This is a genomic window from Paenibacillus sp. FSL H8-0034, from assembly GCF_038000305.1.
Lineage (GTDB): Bacteria > Bacillota > Bacilli > Paenibacillales > NBRC-103111 > Paenibacillus_S.
On sequence record NZ_JBBOBS010000001.1, the window covers coordinates 3,895,241 to 3,917,004 of the forward strand.

Genomic DNA, 21,764 nt, shown 5'->3' on the forward strand with positions numbered 1-21,764 from the left:
GATGGCGAAAACACTTATATTTGGACACAAAAACCCGGATACGGACACGATTTGCTCGGCAATTGCTTATGCGGATTTAAAGACAAGCCTTGGCTATGAGGTTGAGCCTGTTCGGTTAGGAAGGATCAGTGGAGAAACGCAATTTGCCCTGGATCAATTTCAGGTAAAAGCGCCGCGGTTGGTTGAAACTGTAGCCAATGAAACGGACAGCGTCATTCTCGTCGATCATAATGAGCGTCAGCAAAGTGCTAGTGATATTGATAAGGTGCGTGTTCTTGAGGTTATTGATCATCACCGTATCGCTAATTTCGAAACGAGTCATCCTTTGTACTATCGTGCTGAGCCTGTTGGCTGCACAGCTACGATTTTGAACAAGCTGTTCAAAGAAAATAACGTGCAAATTCGCAAGGAAATCGCCGGACTTATGGTATCTGCTATTATTTCCGATACACTTTTGTTGAAATCACCAACCTGCACAGAGCAGGATGTGGCTGCAGCACGTGAATTAGCCGAGATTGCAGGCATTAACCTGGAAAGCTATGGTTTGGAGCTGTTGAAGGCAGGAGCAGATCTGAGCGGCAAAACGATTGCTGAATTGATTTCCCTTGACGCCAAGGAATTCCAAATGGGCTCGAGCAAGGTTGAAATCGCACAAGTTAATGCGGTAGATACGAACGATATTTTGGTACGTCAGCCTGAGCTGGAAGCGGCTCTTACTACGATTATTGCTGACAAGGGCTTGGACTTGTTTGTATTCGTAGTTACGGATATTTTAAATAACGATTCCGTTGCATTGGCATTGGGCGGTTCCACTCAAGCAGTTGAGCAAGCCTACAATGTAAAATTGGTCGATAACAAAGCCGTTCTAAAAGGTGTCGTTTCACGCAAATCACAAATCGTACCTGTATTAACTGAGGTTTTTAACAAAAACTAACAGCTTGATGAACATGCTCCTTTAAATTACAAGCTACATAACTTGTTGTAAAGAAGAGGCTGCCAGCGATTATGCTTGGCAGCCATTTCTATTTAAACATCTTTGAACAACCGTAATGCCTCCCAATCCATCTGTGGAACCAAGCCTTCTTCCGCAGCACGCTTTAGCAGTGCGGTGATCGCCCCATATCCATCATCACCCAAATCGGCACTGAATTCATTGACATATAAATCAATGTGGGCTTGAGCGACTTCAGGGGCAAGCTCCTGAGAATGGCTTAGTACGTAGTCGCGCGAAACCTCTGGGTGTGCCCACGCATACTCCACTGAAGCCCGAATCCATTTACTGATGGCTGCCAGGTCCAAAGATCGATGAGCAATAATCGCTCCGAGTGGGATAGGCAAGCCTGTATCTGCCTCCCACCAGCTCCCCAGGTCGACCAGCATGTTCAATCCGTAGTTAGGATAGGTGAATCTGGCCTCATGAATAACAAGTCCGGCATCTACCAGACCATCGCGAACTGCCGGCATAATTTCGTGAAAGGGCAGGATTACGATTTCACCTACGCCGCCAGGTACATGCTGGGCTGCCCAAAGGCGGAACAGCAGGTAAGCAGTGGAGCGTTCACTCGGTACGGCAACCTTAAGACCTTTCAAGGCTGCCGGGTCCTTGATGGCGTTCACTCCACCAGCGCTCAGTACGAGTGGACCGCAGCCTCTGCCGAGTGCTCCTCCGCAAGGGAGTAGAGCATATTCAGATAAAGCCCATGGCAAGGCCGCATAGGAAATTTTCATAACCTCCGGACCGCCTCCATGAGCAGCCAGACCATTTGTTATGTCGATATCTGCATACATCACATCAAGCTCTGGCGCGCCAGGCAATAGGCCATGTACCCAGGCATGAAAGACAAAGGTGTCATTGGGACAAGGTGAAAAAGCGATTTTCATGTTAATACCTCCATTAATACATTGCTGGCTGATTGTAATGCTTGTAGTGCATCCTGGATTCGCCAGGCGCTGCGGTCCCTTGGACCTACCGGATTGGAAATTGCGCGAAGCTCCAGAAAAGGAACGCCACCATATTGGGCTGCTATGGCGACACCGTAACCTTCCATAGCCTCGGCTGCTGCCCCAGGGATACGCTTAGTAAGCTCTGCTGCGGTTGCTGTTGAACCCGTCACGGTGGATACAGTTAGAATAGGACCTGTGTGAACGGAAAGCCCTGCATCCTGCAATGCTGCAGTGATCCGCTGAAACCATTCTCCGTCCACTTGGATGCGGGATGAACCAAATCCAAGCTCATCGAGACTGAGAAAACCGTCTGCAGATTGAGCACCGAGATCCGCGGCAATGATCTCATCAGCCATAACGAGCGATCCAATCTCGGCTGTACCTGCAAAGCCGCCGGCAATACCGGCACTAATGACCAGATCATAAGGTACTGCAGCTAATAAAGCTGCGGTTCGAGCAGCTGCCGATGCAGCTCCAACACCAGCAATGCCGACATGAAAGCTCGAACAATTATGAAGTCCACGTAACACCGCATCCTTCTCAACCTCAACTGCGGTCATCACAAGTATGTTCATTGTATATGATCCCCTCTTATTTTGTTAGCCGCTTGGCATCAAGGGCTTGTAATGGTCGTCCAACTATTTTAGTATACTTTATAGAGAGCAATGTGCAAATGTCGAGATAGTGAATGATAACCGATACGGATGAAGCATATGCCTGATAGAAGAGGGGATAAGGCAGCATGAGCTGGATAGACCAACTAGCCGGGTTAACTTGGGAAGACGTCGAGCATTATCTGAATCGTTACGAAGCATTGGGTCCCTTACCTGGGATTCTTGCACCCTTCATAGAGTCTCTAATCCCTGTACTGCCACTAATTGCGATTATAATCGCCAATGTCAATGCCTATGGTTTGTGGGAAGGTGCTTTATGGTCATGGATCGGTGTTGTTAGCGGTGCAGTTTGTGTGTTTTTGTTTTTTCGCAGGTTCGGTGTTCGATTCCGCAATTTTATTGAACGCAAATATCCTAAAGCCGGAAGCTTTATCGGGTGGCTGGAGCAGCATGGGTTTACACCGATTTTTGTGCTGGCCTGCTTCCCCTTTACACCATCGGCTTTCGTCAATATTGTAGCGGGCATATCCAAGCTGCCGAGACGTGTATTTCTGATAGCAACAGCTATGGGGAAAGCTGTTATGATCATCATCGTATCTGTAGCAGGACATGACTTGGGGAATTTGTTCAAGCAGCCCTGGAAAATGGTTGCGATCCTGCTCGTTTTTGCATTGATTTGGTATGCAGGTCGCAGGCTGGAGTCGCGTTACACCAAATAAATATAAGGTTTGCTAACTTGGAAGAGGGATTGCCATGCGTACGGATTACATCGATATTTTGTCAATAATCTCCAATAACTTATACAAATCTGCCGAGCAGGTTATGCAGATTGCAAGTGAAATGATTAACGCCAATACGTTCTGTATCGCGATTAATGACAGGTTAACGACAACTGTATTAAAAACCTTTAATCGGGACGTGACGATGCTTGAGGAAGGTTTAATTGTTGATAATGAGCAGTCATATTGTCATCTGGTCATCGAAAAATCGGTCGGCCCTTTGGTCATTCAGGACAATATAACCCATCCGTTGACAAAAGATATGGATGCGACCCGTTTTGTGGGGGGATGCTCGTTTATGGGGGTAAAAATCGTTACACCGCGAGGGGACATCTTTGGATCGCTTTGCGCGTTTGATCATAATTACTATCAGTACCGGGATCAAGATGTGGCATTGTTGAAATCGCTGGCCATATTTTTTGCCAATGTGCTTGAATTGGAGGAAACCGCCAAGAGCTTGCAAGAGGCTGAGCAGTCTAATATAGACCTGCTTGAGGAAAAAGCTAATTTACTTGCCGTGATGAGCCATGAAATTCGTACCCCCATTAACGGAGTCATGGGCATGGCGAGCTTACTGCATACAACGGAGCTTACAGAGGAACAACTGGAGTATACGAACATTATTGAGACCAGCGCTCAGTCTTTATTATCAATGCTGGATCATATTTTGAAATATTCGAAACTAGAAGCAGGCAAGATGGAGCTGGATCAGGTACCGTTCGATATTCGTATTTGTATGGAGCAGGTACGCATGTTATTTGCAGTCGAAACGAATAAAAAAGGGATTTCGTTAAAGATAGAGGTTGATTCGGATGTTCCCGTAACGGTAATTGGGGATGTTAATAAAATTCGTCAAATTTTGCTTAACCTGGTGAGTAATGCTGTGAAATTTACGAGTAAAGGTAGCGTGAAGGTATCTGTAAAACTGCTTGCTATCGATAAACGAGTCGGCACTGCAAGTCTGCTGTTCTCAGTAGAGGATAATGGAAACGGAATTCCCGACCATCAGGTCGATCGTCTGTTTCAGTCCTTTACCCAGGTCCATGTGGCAGACTCCACAGAATCCGATACGGGAACCGGGCTTGGGCTCTATATTAGCAAGCAGTTGGTTGAACTGATGAATGGCCGTATCTGGCTTGAGCAATCAAGCAGCAGTGGCGCCTGCTTCTCTTGCGAAATTACATTATCGATTTAATGGATTGCATAACCATTCTTTCACATGGAGGTCAAACAATGACAACTAACCATAACATAGCTGGCATACCACTTCGCGATGGTGCCATCGTGCCGAGGCTTGGGCAAGGGACATGGTATATCGGGGATCGCCCCTCTCACAAAAGCGAGGAAATCAGAGCTTTACAGCTTGGTGTTGAGCTTGGTATGAATCTGATCGATACAGCTGAGATGTATGGCGATGGCAAGTCAGAACTGCTTGTCGGAGAAGCTATCCAGGGAATCAGGGACCGGGTATTTGTCGTATCCAAGGTGTATCCACATCATGCCGGACGAAATCACATCGTCCAAAGCTGCGACAACAGCTTGCGGCGCTTGCAAACGGATCGTCTGGATTTATATCTGCTTCATTGGAGAGGCAGTGTTCCTTTTAGCGAAACGATAGAAGGTATGGAGAAATTGGTTGAAGCCGGCAAAATATTGCGCTGGGGTGTGTCCAATCTGGATACTTCCGATATGAAGGAGCTTACGCGTCTAAGCAAGGGCACGCATTGTGTGACCAATCAGGTGCTGTATCATCTGGGCTCAAGAGGAATTGAATACGATTTGATGCCTTGGCAGCAAGAGCATGGAATGCCTGTGATGGCTTATTGTCCGCTCGCACAGGCGGGGTCCTTAAGAAAAGGTTTGATTGGCCATCCAACGGTGAAGGAAATTGCCGAGCAGCATCAGGTAAATCCTTTTCAGCTGCTTCTGGCTTGGTGTATTCGAAGCGGCCAAGTGATAGCGATACCGAAGGCATCCTCTGAAGCGCATGTCATCCAGAATGCTGAGGCAGCGCGCATCCAACTAACAGAAGATGACTTAAGCAGGTTGGATGCGGCCTTTCCAAAACCGACGCGAAAAACTCCGCTTGATATCGTATAGTCGTTTAAGAGTTCAGCCTGACAATATAAATGAAAAATGCAACATATCCCGACACAATAACAATCAAATAAATCCATGACAGTCGGGACCAGTTTCCTTTGGTTCGGGTATCATATTTGGGGTTCCCTTCTTTGTTTTTCTTCGAAAAGCCGACGAGAAAGGTAGCAACAGTAGCCAGTAACAAGATGGTGGCAAATAACAAGTAGTAGATATATAGCGACATTGGCGATCACCCCGACACAAGTGTTTTATACTCTTACTATATCAAGTACAAATAAAGCCGTGACCCTCCATTTTGCCTGCTTTTAACCCATCCGCTTCCTGCTTTGACTTTGTTTACAGCGTTCTTCTACCAAATGGGTGGTGAAAACATCAAGTAAGTGGATGGTTACAGATCCGTGGAATCCATCTACGATGGTGAAAAAGGAGTGGATCTGATGACAGAACTTACAGAACGACAAGTTGTTCGCGTAGCTGTGGTGCAATCTGCACCCCTATTGTTTGATAAGGCGGATGCTATTGCGAAGATTGCTTCCTGGACCCAGGCTGCTTCCAGGGAAAAAGCGAAGCTTGTGGTATTTCCAGAAGTATTCGTATCGGGTTATCCAAGAGGATTGAGCTTTGGTACCCGGGTAGGGAGCCGCAGTCCTGAGGGACGAGAGGACTGGTATCGATATTGGGAGAGCTCGATTCAGATTCCAGGTGCGGATACCGAGCTGATCGGTGAAATAGCAAAGGAAGCCGGTGTCTACCTGGTAGTCGGAGTCGTCGAGAGGGAGTCCGGCCTTAGTCAGTCAACTCTGTATAATTCAATCGCTTATTGGGGACCGAATGGAACGCTGCTGGGGAAGCATAGAAAGCTGATGCCTACTGGCTCCGAACGGCTGCTGTGGGGGATGGGGGATGGAAGCACGCTAAGTGTGATCGATACGCCCTTTGGCCGGATCGGTGGATTGATATGTTGGGAAAATTATATGCCGCTCGCCAGGATGGCTATGTATGCCAAAGGAATTGATATCTTGGTTACTCCGACTGCCGATGCTCGCGATACCTGGCAGGCGACCTTGCAGCACATTGCTGTTGAAAGCCGATGCTTCGTTATTTCCAGCAATCAATATGTGACCAAGGACAGCTATCCGCAGAATTTGGCTTATTATAAGGACATCTTGAATGATCCGGATATTTTGTCAAGGGGTGGAAGTGCGATTGTGAATCCGCTTGGCGCTTATGTCGCACCCCCGCTTTTTAACAAAGAAGGCTTGCTTTTCGGAGATCTGGATATGGCTCTCGTTCCGCAAAGCCGCTATGATTTTGATGCAGTCGGTCATTACAGCCGTCCTGATGTGTTTCAATTGCGAGTCAATGAAGCTTCACAGGAAACTGTTACTTTTAAAGAAAAATTACTTTTTTAAACAAGCAGGCCTAATGAAATGATATACTGGGTAAAACCTTTGAGGAGAGGATTCATTCATGTCTATACGGCCTGCTTACGATGAGTATAACGAATATTTTGAGAGCTATGTGAAGTTGGTTCCAGAAGGTAATATCCGAGAGATTCTTACTCAATCCCTCCAGCGTACGACGGATATTTTTTCAACGATTACGGAGGATCAGGCCAATTACCAATATGCCCCTGGAAAGTGGAAGTTAAAAGAAGTGCTGGGCCATATTACAGATAACGAACGGATCATGAGCTACCGGCTGCTTCGCATTGCAAGAGGGGACAAAACGCCGCTGTCTGGTTATGATCAGGATGAATTGATGAGCGGCGCTTCCTTTGATAGCTGCCCTATGTCAGATCTATTGGAGGATTACACGATTGTACGTCAGGCTACTCTTACTTTGCTCAGGGGGCTGTCTGAGGATGCATGGGCCAGAAGAGGCATTGTTAATGGGAATGAGTCCTCCACTAAAGCGTGGGCTTACATTATTGCCGGTCATGAGCTGCATCATATGAACACGGTCAAGGTAAGATATTTAAATGAATCGCGATGATTTTTATTGAATTTATCTGAAAAGTTTCATGCACAGCTCCTGTTCCCGAAGTGGGATTCAGGAGTTTTTTGTCGATCTCGGCTTCACTTATGATTGTATAAATAACGAAATCGTTCTATTGACGCAAATAGTTCCAAGAGATTGTTCTACAATTCCAGAGAAACTGTTCATTATCAGGCTGCTACTGTGAATGCTATAGTTGATTTGTGGAAACAACCATAATAGGTCCGGAGGGGTTTCAATGAAAAAAAATCACACAATCAGCATGATCGCTACCATAGCGGCATGTATGGTCGCAGCAACAGGCTGTTCGACGGGGATGGATAATTCAGGGGGAGCATCCAATACAGCAGCACCAGCTGCAAATACTGCGACTGCCAAGAAAGAAAAAATCACCTTAACGATGTGGGGCGGCGTACCTGCAGAGTCAGGTCCACAAGCCGTAGTAGACGCATGGAATGCCAAAAATTCCGATGTTCAGGTCAAATATGAGCGGTATGTTAACGATGATGCAGGTAATATGAAGCTGGATACAGCTTTGGCGACCGAGCAGGATGTAGATTTGTTCGTTAACTACACACAGACACAGCTGCAGCGCAGGATTGATGCCGGATTTACCCAAGATCTTGGGACTTACACGGACTACAATATTGAAGAAAAGATTCAAGGCTCCGGTGAATGGAAAATGAATGGTAAATATTATGCCATGCCGACCAGCAAAAGTCATTATTTTGTATGGTTCAACAAGGACTTGCTCGATCAAGCTGGACTCAAGGTGCCGACCGAATGGACTTGGACCGAGATGGGCGCCTACGCGGACAAGCTGAAAAGCGATAAGCGATATGGTCTCGTACAGCACACGGAACCATTGCCTGATCCATTGGACTCTGTGTCCGTCAAGTATGGGTATACAAAGCCGGATGGTTCCTCCAATATGGACCATGCCCTGTATGGAAAATGGCTGGAAACGATGAAAGCCATGATGGCCGATGGCCGCGCGACACCTCCATATGCTGAGCAAATAACTTCAAAAATGCCAGTGGATACCGTCTTTCTGAAGGGTGAAGCTGCAATGCTGAATGCGGGTACCTGGATATTCCGCAGCTCAAATAATACGAAAGATAACCCGAGAACATTCAAAGTCGCATTTGCACCAGTACCACGCTTAGTGGACAATGCAGCAGACTTCATCTCGCGTGGAGGTACCGGAGATTCGATATCGATCAATGCCAAATCCAAAAACAAGGAAGCGGCATGGACCTTCCTTAAGTGGTATGCAGACGGAGGTATGCTTCCGATGGTACCTGGAGGACGTTTCCCGGCTTCCAAATCAGTAAATCAGGATGAGGTAATGAAGCTGCTGCTTGGAGATAATGCGGCAACGTATGATCAGGAGTCGTTAAAGAGGGTTTTATTCAATGACGTACCGAAATATGCACGCTCGCTTCCGAAGCAGGTCTTGGATTTACGTCAAGAGGAGTATGAGAAGTTTTTCACAGGGAAGCAGGATGTAAAGGCTACACTGGATTCCATAGCCAGAAGGCATAATGATTATATCAAACAAACAAAAAAATAAACGAATGAAGCGAGGGGAGAGCAGCGCTCTTCCCTCGACATTCACTCATGACGGATTGGAGTGGAATCAATGGGAAGTAAGCAGCGATGGGTAGGTTATGCATTTATTTTGCCTAACCTGGTTGGGGTGCTTCTATTCTTTATCATACCGGCTATATTCTCTGCGGTTCTGATGTTTACGGATTGGCAGTTTACGAGCAAGACGTATCATTTTATAGGATTGGATAATATCAAGCGTTTATTTCATGATGAACTGTTTTATCTTTCGCTGAAAAACACGATTTTTTTCCTTATTAGTGTGCCGATCTCCGTCATATTAGCTTTTGTGGTTGCCGTTGTCCTCAATCGTTCCGTATATATGAAATCACTGCTTCGCGCACTCTATTTCATGCCGTATATTACGAGCGGGGTGGCGGTGGCGTTCGTATGGATGCTGTTATTTCAGCCGAAGCAAGGTCCCATCAATATGATGCTGATGAAATTGGGCTTCGATCACCCGCCAGGCTGGTTAACTTCACCGGATACCGTTATGATCGCGATCGACATCATTTGGATTTGGTTTATGCTTGGTTATAATATGATCATTTATTTGGCAGCACTTCAGGAAATTTCGCCGGAATTGTTGGAAGCAGCCAAAATCGACGGCGCTTCGGTTAGACAAAGCGTGTTTAGCATTATGCTGCCGCTCGTAAGTCCTACCACCTTCATGCTAGTGGTTACGGGACTAATTATGACGATCAAAACCTTTGGCATTATAGAAGCATTGACTCAGGGCGGACCGGGTAATGGCTCGCTGATCTTATCCTTATACGTCTATAAAACCGCGTTCCGCTATTATGAAATGGGTTATGCCTCCACAGTGTCCTGGGCTTTATTTGCAGTGATTCTGGTCATTACGGGCGTTCAATGGTTTGGCCAAAAGAAATGGGTACATTATTAAGGAGGCTCGTCTGATCATGAATTCCAAGGCTGATTACACTATTCCACGACGCAGCCCGGTGCTCGCCACAAATCGAAGATCCACCCTCCGGGGTTTGCAAAAGGGTTTGCTCACACTCGTGATGGCTGCTTTTGCTATCATTATGGTGCTGCCCTTTATATGGATGATTTCGACATCCTTCAAAACACCTGCAGCTGTGTTCGAATATCCGATTCAGTGGATTCCTACACACTTGGTATGGGAGCATCATATCAAGGTATGGACGGGAACGAACAGCTTTGTACCGTACTATCTCAATTCCTTAAAGGTTGCATTGATCAGCATGACGGGGGCGACATTGCTCTCGGCACTGGCAGCCTATGGCTTCACGAAAGTGGAATTTAAAGGAAGAGATTCGTTGTTCATGCTGTATCTGGCGATGATGATGATTCCACCTCAGGTGCTGTTTGTTCCCAAATTTATTATGTTTAAATGGATGGGTATCTTCAATACACATTGGGCGCTCATTTTACCGGGTATGATTACGATATTTGGGGTTTTTATGATGAGGCAGTTTTTTATCTCGATCCCCAAGGATATTTCCGAATCGGCGTTTATTGATGGGGCCGGACACTTCAAGATTTTTACACGTATTATGCTTCCCTTGTCGAAGCCTGCGCTCGCTACTCTGGCGGTAATCGATTTTTCCTGGCACTGGAACGATTTTGAAAATGCGCTCGTTTTTATTATTAAACGTGAATTGTACACGGTGCCGCTTGGTTTGCAAAATTTCATTCTCGAATTTAACGTCGATTATAACGGGATGATGGCCGCGGCTGCAGCTGGCATACTGCCGATGCTGGTTGTGTTTTTAATCGGTCAACGATTTATTATTGAAGGTTTATCCAGTACCGCTGTAAAAGGATAACGAGATACAGATGCAGGAACAGGCCTTCTTGAAGGGGGCTTGTTTTTCTCGATTCCTGGAGCAATCGGACATGCTATAATAGCTTGTGATACAAATATAAGTTGGTTGATTTTCTGGAAGGGGTTGATTCCGTGTCGAGCAAGCTGTTTGCCTTATTTCCCAAAACGCTCAAGAATCGCCTGTTTCTGGCATTCGTTATGTTGATACTGCTTCCTTATGCTTTTTTGAATGTTTACAATTTCAATAGTGTTGAAGGGGTTTTGAGAAAGCAGACCGCCGATCAAAGCTTGGAGCAGATGACTACGCTGCAGAAGTCATTGGAGGACCTGCTGAACGTTGTCTACAAAACCGTAACGCTGATGGAGCAGGATGTGTTGGTAACCTCGATTCTTCGTGAACCTAATGAGCATGACAGTCTGCGAAGGGTATATATGATTGATACCAAATTCAAGTCGATTATCAACAGCCTGTTTATTAGCCTGTCGCCGGTTTATTATACCTTGTTGGATGGTTCCGGCAACGTCTACGCCTCCTATACACCGAATGAGAGCTTGTCCTATAGCCGATTGACGCAGGAGCCCTGGTATACCGCAATCTTGCAGCAGCCTTATCGTTATGTCTGGAACTGGGACAAGAATTACGTAAGCCGTGATTTGTCCCGAAGCCCACAGCTGCTTACTTATTCAACACCACTGCGGGACAGGGACGGAACCCGATATGCTGTTATGCGGGCAAGTGTTGACGTATATGAGTGGTTTCGTGCAGCTACCCAATTTAATGAAGAGACGTATTTGCTGCTGGAATCGGATGGAACGATACTTGCTGATAGCAAGAGCGGGAGAATCGAGAAGACGGAGAGACTTGCTGGAGGCCATAAGCTGAATCATAAAGGCTATTATGTGGAGGGTGAATACTTACATATTTATACGGAGCTGCCCCGAATCAATAAATACATGATGAAGCGTGTGCAGATGAATCAGATTTATGCTGAGGTAGATCGGCTGAAGAAGTCGTTTTTTACTGCATCGATCACGTTTACGTTGGCCTTTATTACGATAACATTGCTGATCGCGTCTACAATTACCAAACCACTGCACAATTTACAACGCAAGATGGCCAATGCAGTAGACAATAGATTTCGAGTCCAGCTGCCTGAATCCAAATACCAGGGGGAAATCCTGCAGCTAACCCGTACCTTCAATCAGATGATGGCCGATATGGAGCAATTGATCCAGCGACTTAAGGAAGAGGAACGGAACAAAGAAGCGGTTAGATTCCAAATGCTGCTCTCGCAAACGAATCCGCATTTTTTGCTGAATACACTCAATACGGTTAAATGGTTGGCACTGGTTGAGAATCAGCCGGATATCGCCGAGATTTGTGTATCCTTGGGGAAATTACTTGAGGCAGGCTTGAATTCAGAGCGTGAATTGATTTATTTGAAGGATGAGCTTGGTCTGGTGGAGTCGTATATTTATATCCAAAATTTTCGTTACAAGCAGTTGTTTGATGTGCAATACGAGGTGGAGCCAGGTCTGGAATATGCACTACTGCCCAAGCTAAGCCTACAGCCACTTGTTGAAAATAGTATTCAGCATGGCTTTATGGAAAGGGAGCAGAAGGGACTTATTACAATTAGAGCGTACGGAAAAGAAGGAAAGCTGTACCTTGAGGTTGAGGATAATGGATCAGGATCAGCAGAGAGGTCTACAGGCAAAACGATCAAATCGGATCGCCAACGGGGAGGTATCGGGATCAGCAATCTGAAAGAAAGACTTGGGCTGTTATTTAAAAGCAATGCAGGTCTGGAAATGGTTGTATTGGAGCAGGGAACTCGGGTACGCTTTTATTTTCCACTGCTGATATCCGAGCCGTATATTGACGGGCACAACTTGTCTGTCCAAGCTGATGAAAGATAAATGGAGTCTTGTGGAAAATGTTCTATCTGATCATACAATACTATGGAATCACGGGATATTGTTCTATAACCAGACGAATTTGACACTTAACCCGTTTATTTCTTCTGTGATACGATGAGTTTGCAATCAGCTATGTGGAATCTATCTTGCAGAGGACTAGCTTGCAAACGCTTTTATCGTAAATCCAGGAGGTGAGTACACCCGTATTTGGTAGAAGTATCGGCTTCTTACTAAACAAATGGAGGTATGAACAATGAAATGGTTAACATTAGGTAAAAAGCTCGTGATCACCTCTGCTCTAATGACCCTGCTGTTGCCGGCAAGTACAGGCAGCGCCGCGGCGGTATTAACGGAAGTCCCGTACGCGATGGATTCCAGCAACCAGGCTGGCTGGTGGACACCACTAGATACTTATGTCACGGGAAACGAATACGCGTATATGGCCTATAATGCACCAGGCAGCACAGCGGCCACACATAAAATAAACATTGCCAGAAGAGACAATTCAGGAAGCTGGACGAATATTCCGGTGATGAACGGGGGTGTGGCTGCCGAGTACAGCGATGATATTGGGCATAATCAACCTTCTATGGCCAGAGACGGCAGCGGCAGGTTCCATGTATTTGGCTCTATGCATACGGATACCTGGCGATATTTTCGTTCAGATACAGTAGGAGGTAGTCCTCAATATCATTCACCGGATATGCCGGACTCGACGCTCAAGGTTACCTACCCCGTATTGACGACAGCACCGAATGGTGATTTGTATTTGATGGTTCGGGGAAGTGATGATGCCAATACGCGTCGTAATGGAGTCTTGTACCGCTGGAACAACAGTGCCAGTACATGGGGGAAAGTAGCTGTCATCGCATCAGCGGCGAACAGATCCGTATATCCGGATGATTTGGTCTTTGACTCCAACGGTGATCTGCACATTTTGTTTGAATGGTCGAACTTTCCTTCCAGTGGACTGCGTCATGAGCTATCTTATTTAAAATACAGTCCTTCAACAGGAATCTTCTCCAAGGCAAATGGATCGGCAGTAACTCTTCCTGTAACGAATGCAACGGTTGATATTATTCAACCACTTACTGGCAGCGAAATTTATGTTGCAGACTCAGGGCTCCCTGATGGGCCTGGTGTACAGAGCGCCAAGCTGGCGGTGGATTCATCAAACAGTCCCAAGGTTGCTTACCGATATCGGGAAAGCGGAAGCTCGATTTTCTCCGTGAAGTATGGCAACGTGAGCAGCGGTGCATGGAATGTCCAAACGGTATATCATACAAGCCAAACGAAAGCTGCTATTGATATAACCTGGACAGGAACGGATAAAAGAGTATATTATGTAACCGATACAGGTACCGATAGAGCGTTCATGGCAGTTAATACAAGTGGAACGACCTGGACTTCAACATCGATTGCTCCCGGGAAGCCTATAGAACGGCTGGCTGTAGAGCGGAATGCAAATGGGATCGATATTTTGTACCTGGTAGATATCAAGAATTTAAAGCTGTACTACGGTAGAAATTAATAGCCTGTGTAACGTGCGGCTTGTTGACCGTGCTGCGGAACTGACGGATCAGGTGTATGCGGTTATAGCACATTCAATCAGGAGGTGAGGAACATGTGGACCGTATTGCTGGTGGAGGATGAGGTGTTCGTTCGGGAATCGGTCAGGCGGATTGTGGATTGGCAAAGCCTTGGCTTTAATGTGATCGGAGAAGCCGGGAACGGTGAGGAAGCACTGGGCTTTATTGAGCAGCATCTGCCTGATTTAATCATCTGTGATATTCTTATGCCCAAAATGAATGGTGTGGAGCTGCTGCAGCGGGTAAGAGAACTGGAGATCGGCAGTCGGTTTATTATGCTGTCCTGCCTCAGTGATTTTGATTATGTGCGGAAAGCGTTAGAGTATGGCGCTTCCAATTATATACTTAAGCTGTCCATGAATGTTCAATCGTTGATGGATGCGCTCGTCAAGGTAGAGGTGGAATTAAGCAAGCAGCAGGCTTCCGGACTGTTGATACCTCCTTTACGGATAGATACTCCCCAGCAGACCGATACCGGGCACCGTGAGGTGGATAAGCTGATCTCCTACATGAAAGAAAATTTTCGCAGCATGATTTCACTAAGGATGCTGGCCGAGCACGTTTCTATGGATGAGAAATATATCAGTACCCTGTTTAAGAAAAAAACAGGAACCAACGTGATTCAATTTCTTCATCAGCTTCGAATTGATGAGGCTAGACGTCTGCTGGAGCAGTCCAATATGACGATTTCGGAAATCGGCACGCAGGTCGGGTATGAGAACGATAATTATTTTATTAAAATTTTCAAGCGGTTTACAGCCTTGACGCCGAACAGCTATCGAAGCCGTACTCGTCTTAGAGGAGAATTACCATCGGTGAAGGAATGATTTATAGCACAGACACAAAGAAGCACTCAGCGAGGCTGGGAGCTTCTTTTGTGTCTGTATACGTGCGGTTCAGAGAACAGGAAGCATGAGCAATAATAAACGCTTCTATTCTAGTATGCTAGCTTGATCGAGTCCTTTAGTTACTGGTTACTGAGAACAGACACATCCGTATAGGCTCTGTTCCCGTTAGGCAGGATAGCTACCAAAGTAAAACGGGTCACATTGCCGGTAACAAGCACATTTCCAGCCGTATCAACTGTGACTGTACCCACACTTCCCTTGCTCGGATTTCCGACAATATCCTCCGGATTAAAAAATGCGTTAAGTGCAAAGTTATAGCTTTGAGCTTCATTCTGCTCGTACTCAATGCCATAATTGTCGGTAATCTTCAAATCCATTTTATCATAAGCGTTAAACAGACCATAATAAACTCCATCGGTTACCGTTGCTGTATGGGTATAGGAGGATTTTCTGGCTTCAATTTTTTGACCTGCCACGGCATCAGTTTTGACCTGAACGGAAACGGCTGTTTGTTTATTTTCCCCGTTCTGGGTTGAGTAAATGATGTTTACCGTAGCTGTACCCGCTTTGTTGCCAAGAATATATCCTTTATGATCGGATGAAACGGCTGCCCTGACTATGGATGGATCGGATGAAGTGATGGTTTGAATAATGCCGGGTATTGCTATTTGTTCACCGGATGAATTGGTTGCATTCATCGTTATTTTTTTGGCAAATTTACTGGTCACAGGATTCTCGGCATCGGATTTTGTTGTATAGCCTGACAAACCTGTTGCTGCCTGCGTTATTCCGCTGTCAATAACGTTACTTAGATCATATGAGCCAGTAATCTCATAGCTCAACGTACCTGATGCTGTTGACGAACCGATTGCAAGTGTACTGGATACGGTCCGAATGGATGAAAGGCCATCACCACTCAACGTTATAATATAAGAGCCGGGACTTAAAACAGTATTAGACAATTTTAGTGTAGCTGTCTTTTTATCAAGTGACCAGCTTACGGTCTTGGACAGCTCTGCACCTTCCTTGTTAATGGACCACAATGCAAGGTCTGTATCGACTGGCTGATCCAGAGTAACGACAATCGATTGGTCGTCGGATGCTTTGGATGAGAGGATGGCTGGACCTTGTGACTGATTTTGACCCTGACCTTGATTCTGAGTAGGAGTCTTGGCCGCGTTGAATGCCTCATATGACCCATAGGCTCCGACAACCAGATCAGAACGTGTCGCTACTGCGCTGCCAGCTTTATCGGCAGGATGAATGCTTAATGAAGTGGCTTGGTTGACAGCATCCGTATACCATGGAGATGATGACGTATTGACGGTTTTGCCCAGACCTTTGACAAGAACAGTATCTAATTGTCCAATGGTCACATTCTCGCCTGGGGCAAAGGTGGTATCTGTCATGCCATCAATGAGACCTGCTTTTTTAGCAGCTTCAATGTAGGGAATAGCCCAGCCATTGGCAGCGTCACTGGAACGAACATCAGCAAAGCTGGAGGTTTGGTTAGTCAGATCTATTTGCAGTTCGAAGATCAGTGCAGCGACTTTGGCAAATTGGGCTCTGGTCATATTTTGGGTAATACCAAAGCTGTCCTCGGATACGCCTTCGAATACTTGCTTGGCCAGAAGCGTGTCAATTTTGGATTGTAGTGCACTATCCACATTCGTTAGATCCTTGTAATCGGCTGTAGTTTTCAAAGTGTCAGCCATTGCTGAGGAAGCCATAATCGATAAGGCTAGAGTAGCAGCGGCGATCATAGAAATCTTTTTTTTCATTAGGGCCATACCTCCAAATTTGTTGTCCATTCAAGTATAACTATTTAGTTAGTATAATTATAGATTAGTCTTAGTATAGAATATACAGGGAATGGTTTCAAATTTACGGAGAATGTCATTATGTATCAAACAGCAATCGTGGTTTCTTGACACAATAAATGAAGCAGAAGCCTCCAGAGAAGTTGCAAGGCGTGCTTCACCATGGTAAGCTTCCATAAATTGTTGACGATTAATCATTCGAAGCGATTTCATTTCTTTCTAGGGCAATTAAATGCAGTACAGATGAAGCGTTGTAAATGGCCTCGAATATTCTTTTTTCAGAAAGTAAGTATTGTTCCTGCTCATATAAATATAAGGCTTCCGTTAAGTCTTTAAGGGCCAATTCCAGGCAGTTTGCAGTGATTTTTGTATAATCAAAATGTTCCATATCCGACTCAGCTCCTTTTTAATATATTTTATGCGGCTGTACAAAGGTTGTACTAGACTGAACCACTATTTTTAGGGTAGGGATGGAGGGTAATCTGATCGTAATAAAACAATTAAAGGTTGCCTGGAGAGATTCTTTACTTTTTACGTTAATGCTGTTATTTTACTTCCATGCAACATAAGAAAAGGACGGGGGTAAAAGGATGTTTACAGAACAAGAAAAGGAAGCCTTGTACAAATGTATTTATTTGAGAAGAGATGTACGGACGTTTTTACCGGATCCTGTTTCGGAAGAAACCATAATGAAATTGCTGAATGCCGCACATCATGGACCTTCAGTAGGGTTTATGCAACCATGGAATTTTATCTTAGTTTCTACTGGTCAAATTAAAGAACGATTAGCTTGGGCAGCGGATAAAGAGAGAAGGGCGTTAGCGATTCATTATGAAGAGACACGGCAAGACGAGTTTCTAAGTCTAAAGATTGAGGGGATCAAGCAAGCCCCTTATACGATTTGCGTGACTTGTGACCCAACTCGAGGCGGCTCTCATGTTCTAGGAAGAAATTCGATACCCGAGACAGATATCATGTCCGTTGCTTGTGCGATACAAAACATGTGGTTAGCGGCTTATGCAGAAGGCTTGGCTATGGGCTGGGTAAGTTTCTATAAAAAAAATGATGTTCGAGATATATTGACAATACCCCCTCATATTGACCCGGTAGCCTTGCTGTCGGTAGGGTATACAGACCATTATCCAGAGAAACCGATTTTGGAGACAGCCAATTGGGAAAAACGGAGGGGGCTGAATGATCTGATATTTAGTGAAACTTGGGGAAATTCAAAAAGCTGACCGAAGTTCGTTGCTCAAGAAAACCAACTCAAAGGCGAGTGCGATGACTTCAACTGGGAGGATCTCGCATTTCGTCTGGACTAAATCATTCTAATAAATTGAATATCTCAAACGGAAAAAGCTAGCTTTTATGTTTAAAAAGAATAGCTTTTTTTGTGCTGTAGTGAATACATAGTTTGTGATCAACAATACTTCTTTACAAAAATATTTATTAAATTTAAAGTAAAGGTAATAAATGTAATTTTGTATTGCCAAAGAATGGAGGAATAAAGTGCCGTCGAAAAAAAAGATCTCCTATTTGTTACTCATTCTATTTTTTGTATGTATCGGTGCCGCGCTTTTAGGTAAGGTACTTTTTTGGAGTGATGCGACCTCAACGCAGGAAATAATTCCTGTAACAGAAACCAGGCTTGTGACAACCGAAAGTGCGGCTCCACAACCAGTTAATAAAAGCTTAATAGAGTTGATAAAAGCATATGGGGACATCCCTTTGATCGATGCTCACAATCATGATGCCAGTGATTATAAATATATCGGGATGAAAAATATTTGGGAAACCACCTCGGTAGATCGAATCGTTTTATTCGGTGACGTCTCGGAGCCTTCGGCAGTAAAAACGGATGAGATTGCATGGGAAGCCTACCGCGATCGCCCGGAAGTCATCATTCCTTTTTTCTCCGGAATCAACTTGCTTGAAGCTTCAGGGGTGGATGCCGCTCGTACGATGCTGGAAAAAGGATATTTCGGAATCGGGGAAATTGCAGCCGCGTCCACCCATTCACCGGTATTGTCCAGGGTTGCTTGGAAAACGAAAGATCCGATGGACGGCTTCTTGCCACAAATTTATGAACTGTGTGCCCAATATAAAGCCCCCGTTTTGCTACATATCGACCCTCCTAACGGACTTGTAATTGAGAAACTCAAGGAAGCGTTAGCGGCCTATCCGAACACGACTTTTATTTTCGCGCATGCCAATGCCTTCAATTCACCGGGCAATATCCGTGAGCTTTTGAAGACATATCCTAATGTGTACGCTGATTTTTTTGCAGGTTTTACAGCATTTAACCCGGAAAGCTCCAATAAGCTCAAAGATTTTATACCTGTTATGAAAGAGTTCCCTGACCGCTTTGTGCTGAGTACAGACTCGGGGTTCGGTTTGAAAAGTGAGGAACAAGCGATCGAAGGCATGTACCGTTTGATTGACGAGCTTGGAGATAAAAAGATGGCCACAAAGATTGCCTATGATAATTTGTATGCTCTTATTCGCGATCAACCAGCCACAAAGACACAAATTGAAGCTATTCGTAAGCTGGATAATGGAAAAATTCAAACGCTCAATTTGGACAAGTTAACAAAGCTGGAGGCAGGGGAAATTCTAGTAGGTAAAAGATAAGAACGAAAGTCAAGCAGGGCAGAGATGATATGGACGATCGAGTGTGATCACGAATGAAGCGAATTGAAATATGCTGTAATGGCAAACATAGATGATATACACATTGTAACTTTCAGGAGGTATATGATGAAGTTTGAGATGGGTCGTTGTTTGCTTCAGGAGCGATTGAATGAATCAGATATGACACTAGAGGAACTCTCGAGGCAGCTTCGTTATAAACCTGAACGCATTTTAGATTATATAGATAACCAAAGAGTGATGCCACTAAAAACGGCAATCTCCATAGCCAACTCAGTCGGATGCCATGTACAGGATTTATATGAGTTAAGGCCGATAGACTGATGAAGCTTATTAGTAAATATCGGAGGCAAGTGGCTCTCACCGTACAGGTGGGCCTTTTTCTATTTTGCCTGTATTTCATATAATGCTACAATATAGGGAGATTAGATGAGTTAGATGTAACGAAAAAACTGAAATTCTAAAAAAATATGGAATTATAAGGAGATACAATGACAGAACATAAAGCAATACCAGAAAAAGAAACTGGGTGGAATTTCGACAACAGCTACGCTCGTCTGCCGAATTCATTGCATACCAGCATCAATCCAACACCTGTACGCTCACCAAAGCTGATCATTCTTAATAATCCGTTGGCCACATCTATGGGGCTGAATGTGGAAGCGCTGCAAAGCAATGAAGGTGTAGCAGTGCTTGCTGGCAACCAGATCCCAGATGGAGCTTTGCCTCTTGCTCAGGCGTACGCAGGGCATCAGTTTGGGTATTTTAACATGTTAGGGGATGGCCGAGCTGTGCTGCTTGGCGAACAGCTTACACCATCAGGTGAGCGGTTGGATATTCAGCTCAAGGGATCAGGCCGTACACCATACTCCCGGGGAGGCGATGGTCGAGCGGCGCTTGGACCGATGCTGCGCGAATACATCATCAGCGAAGCCATGCATGCCCTTGGTATTGCTACCACCCGCAGCCTTGCAGTGGTGACATCGGGCGAGACCATTAACCGCGAAATCGGGCTGCCTGGCGCAGTTCTGACCCGTGTGGCTGCCAGTCATCTGCGCGTCGGAACCTTTCAATACGTTGCAAGATGGGGGAATGACGAGGATCTGCGTGCCTTGGCTGATTACACCTTACAAAGACATTTTCCTGAAGTTGACGCTGCTGAGAACCGCTATTTGAGCCTGCTTCAGGAAGTGATCAAGCGTCAGGCTGTGCTTATTGCCAATTGGCAGCTCGCGGGCTTTATTCATGGGGTGATGAACACAGACAACATGGCCATTAGCGGAGAAACCATTGATTATGGTCCTTGCGCCTTTATGGATGCCTATGATCCAGCCACTGTATTCAGTTCGATTGACAGTAATAGCCGTTATGCCTATGGTAATCAGCCGCATATTGCTGCATGGAATCTTGCCAGATTAGCTGAATGCCTGTTGCCGCTGCTGCACGTAAACGAGGAACAGGCTGTCAAATTAGCCGAGGATGCGATTTCACATTTTGGCGAGCTGTATCACCGTAATTGGCTGAAGGGAATGAGGGCCAAGCTCGGAATGTTTAACGAAGAGCCAGAGGATGAAGCTCTGATTGAGGATCTATTGGTTATGATGCAGAAATACAATGCTGATTACACGAATACGTTCCGTGCTTTAACCATGGATCATCATGAGGACACGGTCTTGTTTGGCACAGAAGATTTTGCTCATTGGCATGAGCTGTGGCAGGCAAGACTCGGTAGGCAGCAGGAATCACAAGCTTCCTCGCATCAGTTAATGAGAAACAGCAATCCCGCGATAATTCCGCGCAACCATCGGGTCGAGGAAGCTTTGGAAGCTGCCGAGCAACAAGGAGACTACAGTGTGATGGAGCGACTTCTGGATGTGCTTTCCAGCCCTTACGCGCACTCCCCTGAACAGGCGGATTATACCACACTGCCTGCGCCATCAACCAGACCTTACCGGACCTATTGTGGTACCTGATCATAGAAGCCATAATTGAGAGATGTTGAAAGAAAAGGTCAGGATAACTGGCCTTTTTCTGTTATGTATTCGATCTCCCTTTTCACCTTTGTTCTGTGGTAAACTGTTGGTA

20 protein-coding genes are annotated in these 21,764 nt (G+C 45.4%); 15 read left to right on the plus strand and 5 right to left on the minus strand.

Translation table 11 applies throughout. The features are described 5' to 3' along the window. Window position 1: 1 nt before the first annotated feature. A complete protein-coding gene (locus NST47_RS17755; RefSeq protein ID WP_341156280.1) occupies window positions 2-934 on the plus strand; it encodes a manganese-dependent inorganic pyrophosphatase in 933 nt (310 codons plus the stop codon). 92 nt (window positions 935-1,026) lie between these two features. Here NST47_RS17755 and NST47_RS17760 read toward each other — a convergent pair whose 3' ends face one another. Together NST47_RS17760 and NST47_RS17765 are read right to left on the minus strand one after the other, a co-directional pair. Further along, window positions 1,027-1,881 carry a 1,4-dihydroxy-6-naphthoate synthase gene (locus NST47_RS17760; RefSeq protein ID WP_341156281.1) on the minus strand — a complete coding sequence of 285 codons (855 nt, stop codon included), beginning with the start codon at window positions 1,879-1,881 and terminating at the stop codon, window positions 1,027-1,029. Then, window positions 1,878-2,519 (minus strand): futalosine hydrolase, encoded by a 642-nt coding sequence (locus NST47_RS17765; RefSeq protein WP_341156282.1) that lies wholly within the window; start codon window positions 2,517-2,519, stop codon window positions 1,878-1,880. The genes NST47_RS17760 and NST47_RS17765 overlap by 4 nt, the downstream gene beginning before the upstream one ends. A gap of 167 nt (window positions 2,520-2,686) precedes the next feature. On the opposite strand from NST47_RS17765, the gene NST47_RS17770 reads away from it, so the two are divergent. The 3 genes from NST47_RS17770 to NST47_RS17780 are packed head-to-tail and all read left to right on the plus strand — an operon-like array spanning window position 2,687 to window position 5,437. Beyond that, window positions 2,687-3,277 (plus strand): TVP38/TMEM64 family protein, encoded by a 591-nt coding sequence (locus NST47_RS17770; protein WP_341156283.1) that lies wholly within the window; start codon window positions 2,687-2,689, stop codon window positions 3,275-3,277. A 34-nt stretch (window positions 3,278-3,311) separates the two neighbouring features. Beyond that, window positions 3,312-4,532 carry a GAF domain-containing sensor histidine kinase gene (locus tag NST47_RS17775; protein WP_341156284.1) on the plus strand — a complete coding sequence of 407 codons (1,221 nt, stop codon included), beginning with the start codon at window positions 3,312-3,314 and terminating at the stop codon, window positions 4,530-4,532. A 38-nt stretch (window positions 4,533-4,570) separates the two neighbouring features. Beyond that, window positions 4,571-5,437, plus strand: a complete 867-nt coding sequence (locus NST47_RS17780; protein ID WP_341156285.1) for an aldo/keto reductase — start codon at window positions 4,571-4,573, stop codon at window positions 5,435-5,437. A gap of 4 nt (window positions 5,438-5,441) precedes the next feature. On the opposite strand, the gene NST47_RS17785 is transcribed toward NST47_RS17780, so the two are convergent. Continuing rightward, entirely contained in the window at window positions 5,442-5,660 is a 219-nt protein-coding gene (locus tag NST47_RS17785) for a hypothetical protein (RefSeq protein ID WP_341156286.1), read from the minus strand. A gap of 214 nt (window positions 5,661-5,874) precedes the next feature. Between NST47_RS17785 and NST47_RS17790 the strand changes: the two genes are divergently transcribed. From NST47_RS17790 to NST47_RS17825, 8 genes are all read left to right on the plus strand, one after another. Further along, a complete protein-coding gene (locus NST47_RS17790) occupies window positions 5,875-6,849 on the plus strand; it encodes a carbon-nitrogen hydrolase family protein (protein ID WP_341156287.1) in 975 nt (324 codons plus the stop codon). Window positions 6,850-6,907: 58 nt separating this feature from the next. Continuing rightward, window positions 6,908-7,432 (plus strand): DinB family protein, encoded by a 525-nt coding sequence (locus tag NST47_RS17795; protein ID WP_341156288.1) that lies wholly within the window; start codon window positions 6,908-6,910, stop codon window positions 7,430-7,432. 241 nt (window positions 7,433-7,673) lie between these two features. Further along, window positions 7,674-9,008 (plus strand): ABC transporter substrate-binding protein, encoded by a 1,335-nt coding sequence (locus NST47_RS17800; protein WP_341156289.1) that lies wholly within the window; start codon window positions 7,674-7,676, stop codon window positions 9,006-9,008. 69 nt (window positions 9,009-9,077) lie between these two features. Further along, the gene (locus tag NST47_RS17805; protein WP_341156290.1) at window positions 9,078-9,947 is read left to right on the plus strand and encodes a carbohydrate ABC transporter permease; all 870 of its coding nucleotides are present in this window, start codon (window positions 9,078-9,080) and stop codon (window positions 9,945-9,947) included. A 121-nt stretch (window positions 9,948-10,068) separates the two neighbouring features. Then, window positions 10,069-10,854, plus strand: a complete 786-nt coding sequence (locus NST47_RS17810; RefSeq protein ID WP_076237920.1) for a carbohydrate ABC transporter permease — start codon at window positions 10,069-10,071, stop codon at window positions 10,852-10,854. Window positions 10,855-10,985: 131 nt separating this feature from the next. After that, window positions 10,986-12,773, plus strand: coding sequence for a cache domain-containing sensor histidine kinase (locus tag NST47_RS17815; RefSeq protein ID WP_341156291.1), 1,788 nt, complete (start codon window positions 10,986-10,988; stop codon window positions 12,771-12,773). 253 nt (window positions 12,774-13,026) lie between these two features. After that, window positions 13,027-14,304: a BNR-4 repeat-containing protein gene (locus tag NST47_RS17820; protein WP_341156292.1), complete on the plus strand. Its 1,278-nt coding sequence runs from the start codon at window positions 13,027-13,029 to the stop codon at window positions 14,302-14,304. A gap of 93 nt (window positions 14,305-14,397) precedes the next feature. Beyond that, the gene (locus NST47_RS17825; protein ID WP_341156293.1) at window positions 14,398-15,189 is read left to right on the plus strand and encodes a response regulator; all 792 of its coding nucleotides are present in this window, start codon (window positions 14,398-14,400) and stop codon (window positions 15,187-15,189) included. A gap of 140 nt (window positions 15,190-15,329) precedes the next feature. On the opposite strand, the gene NST47_RS17830 is transcribed toward NST47_RS17825, so the two are convergent. Together NST47_RS17830 and NST47_RS17835 are read right to left on the minus strand one after the other, a co-directional pair. Beyond that, complete coding sequence (locus NST47_RS17830) at window positions 15,330-16,991, minus strand: S-layer homology domain-containing protein (RefSeq protein ID WP_341156294.1); 1,662 nt, start codon at window positions 16,989-16,991, stop codon at window positions 15,330-15,332. A gap of 229 nt (window positions 16,992-17,220) precedes the next feature. Next, window positions 17,221-17,418: a hypothetical protein gene (locus NST47_RS17835; RefSeq protein ID WP_341156295.1), complete on the minus strand. Its 198-nt coding sequence runs from the start codon at window positions 17,416-17,418 to the stop codon at window positions 17,221-17,223. A 202-nt stretch (window positions 17,419-17,620) separates the two neighbouring features. On the opposite strand from NST47_RS17835, the gene bluB reads away from it, so the two are divergent. From bluB to NST47_RS17855, 3 genes are all read left to right on the plus strand, one after another. Further along, window positions 17,621-18,268 carry a 5,6-dimethylbenzimidazole synthase gene (bluB, locus tag NST47_RS17840; RefSeq protein WP_341156296.1) on the plus strand — a complete coding sequence of 216 codons (648 nt, stop codon included), beginning with the start codon at window positions 17,621-17,623 and terminating at the stop codon, window positions 18,266-18,268. Between the two features lie 271 nt (window positions 18,269-18,539). Then, window positions 18,540-19,661 carry an amidohydrolase family protein gene (locus NST47_RS17845; protein ID WP_341156297.1) on the plus strand — a complete coding sequence of 374 codons (1,122 nt, stop codon included), beginning with the start codon at window positions 18,540-18,542 and terminating at the stop codon, window positions 19,659-19,661. A gap of 509 nt (window positions 19,662-20,170) precedes the next feature. Next, a complete protein-coding gene (locus NST47_RS17855; protein WP_341156298.1) occupies window positions 20,171-21,652 on the plus strand; it encodes a protein adenylyltransferase SelO in 1,482 nt (493 codons plus the stop codon). The last annotated feature ends 112 nt before the right edge of the window (window positions 21,653-21,764 follow it).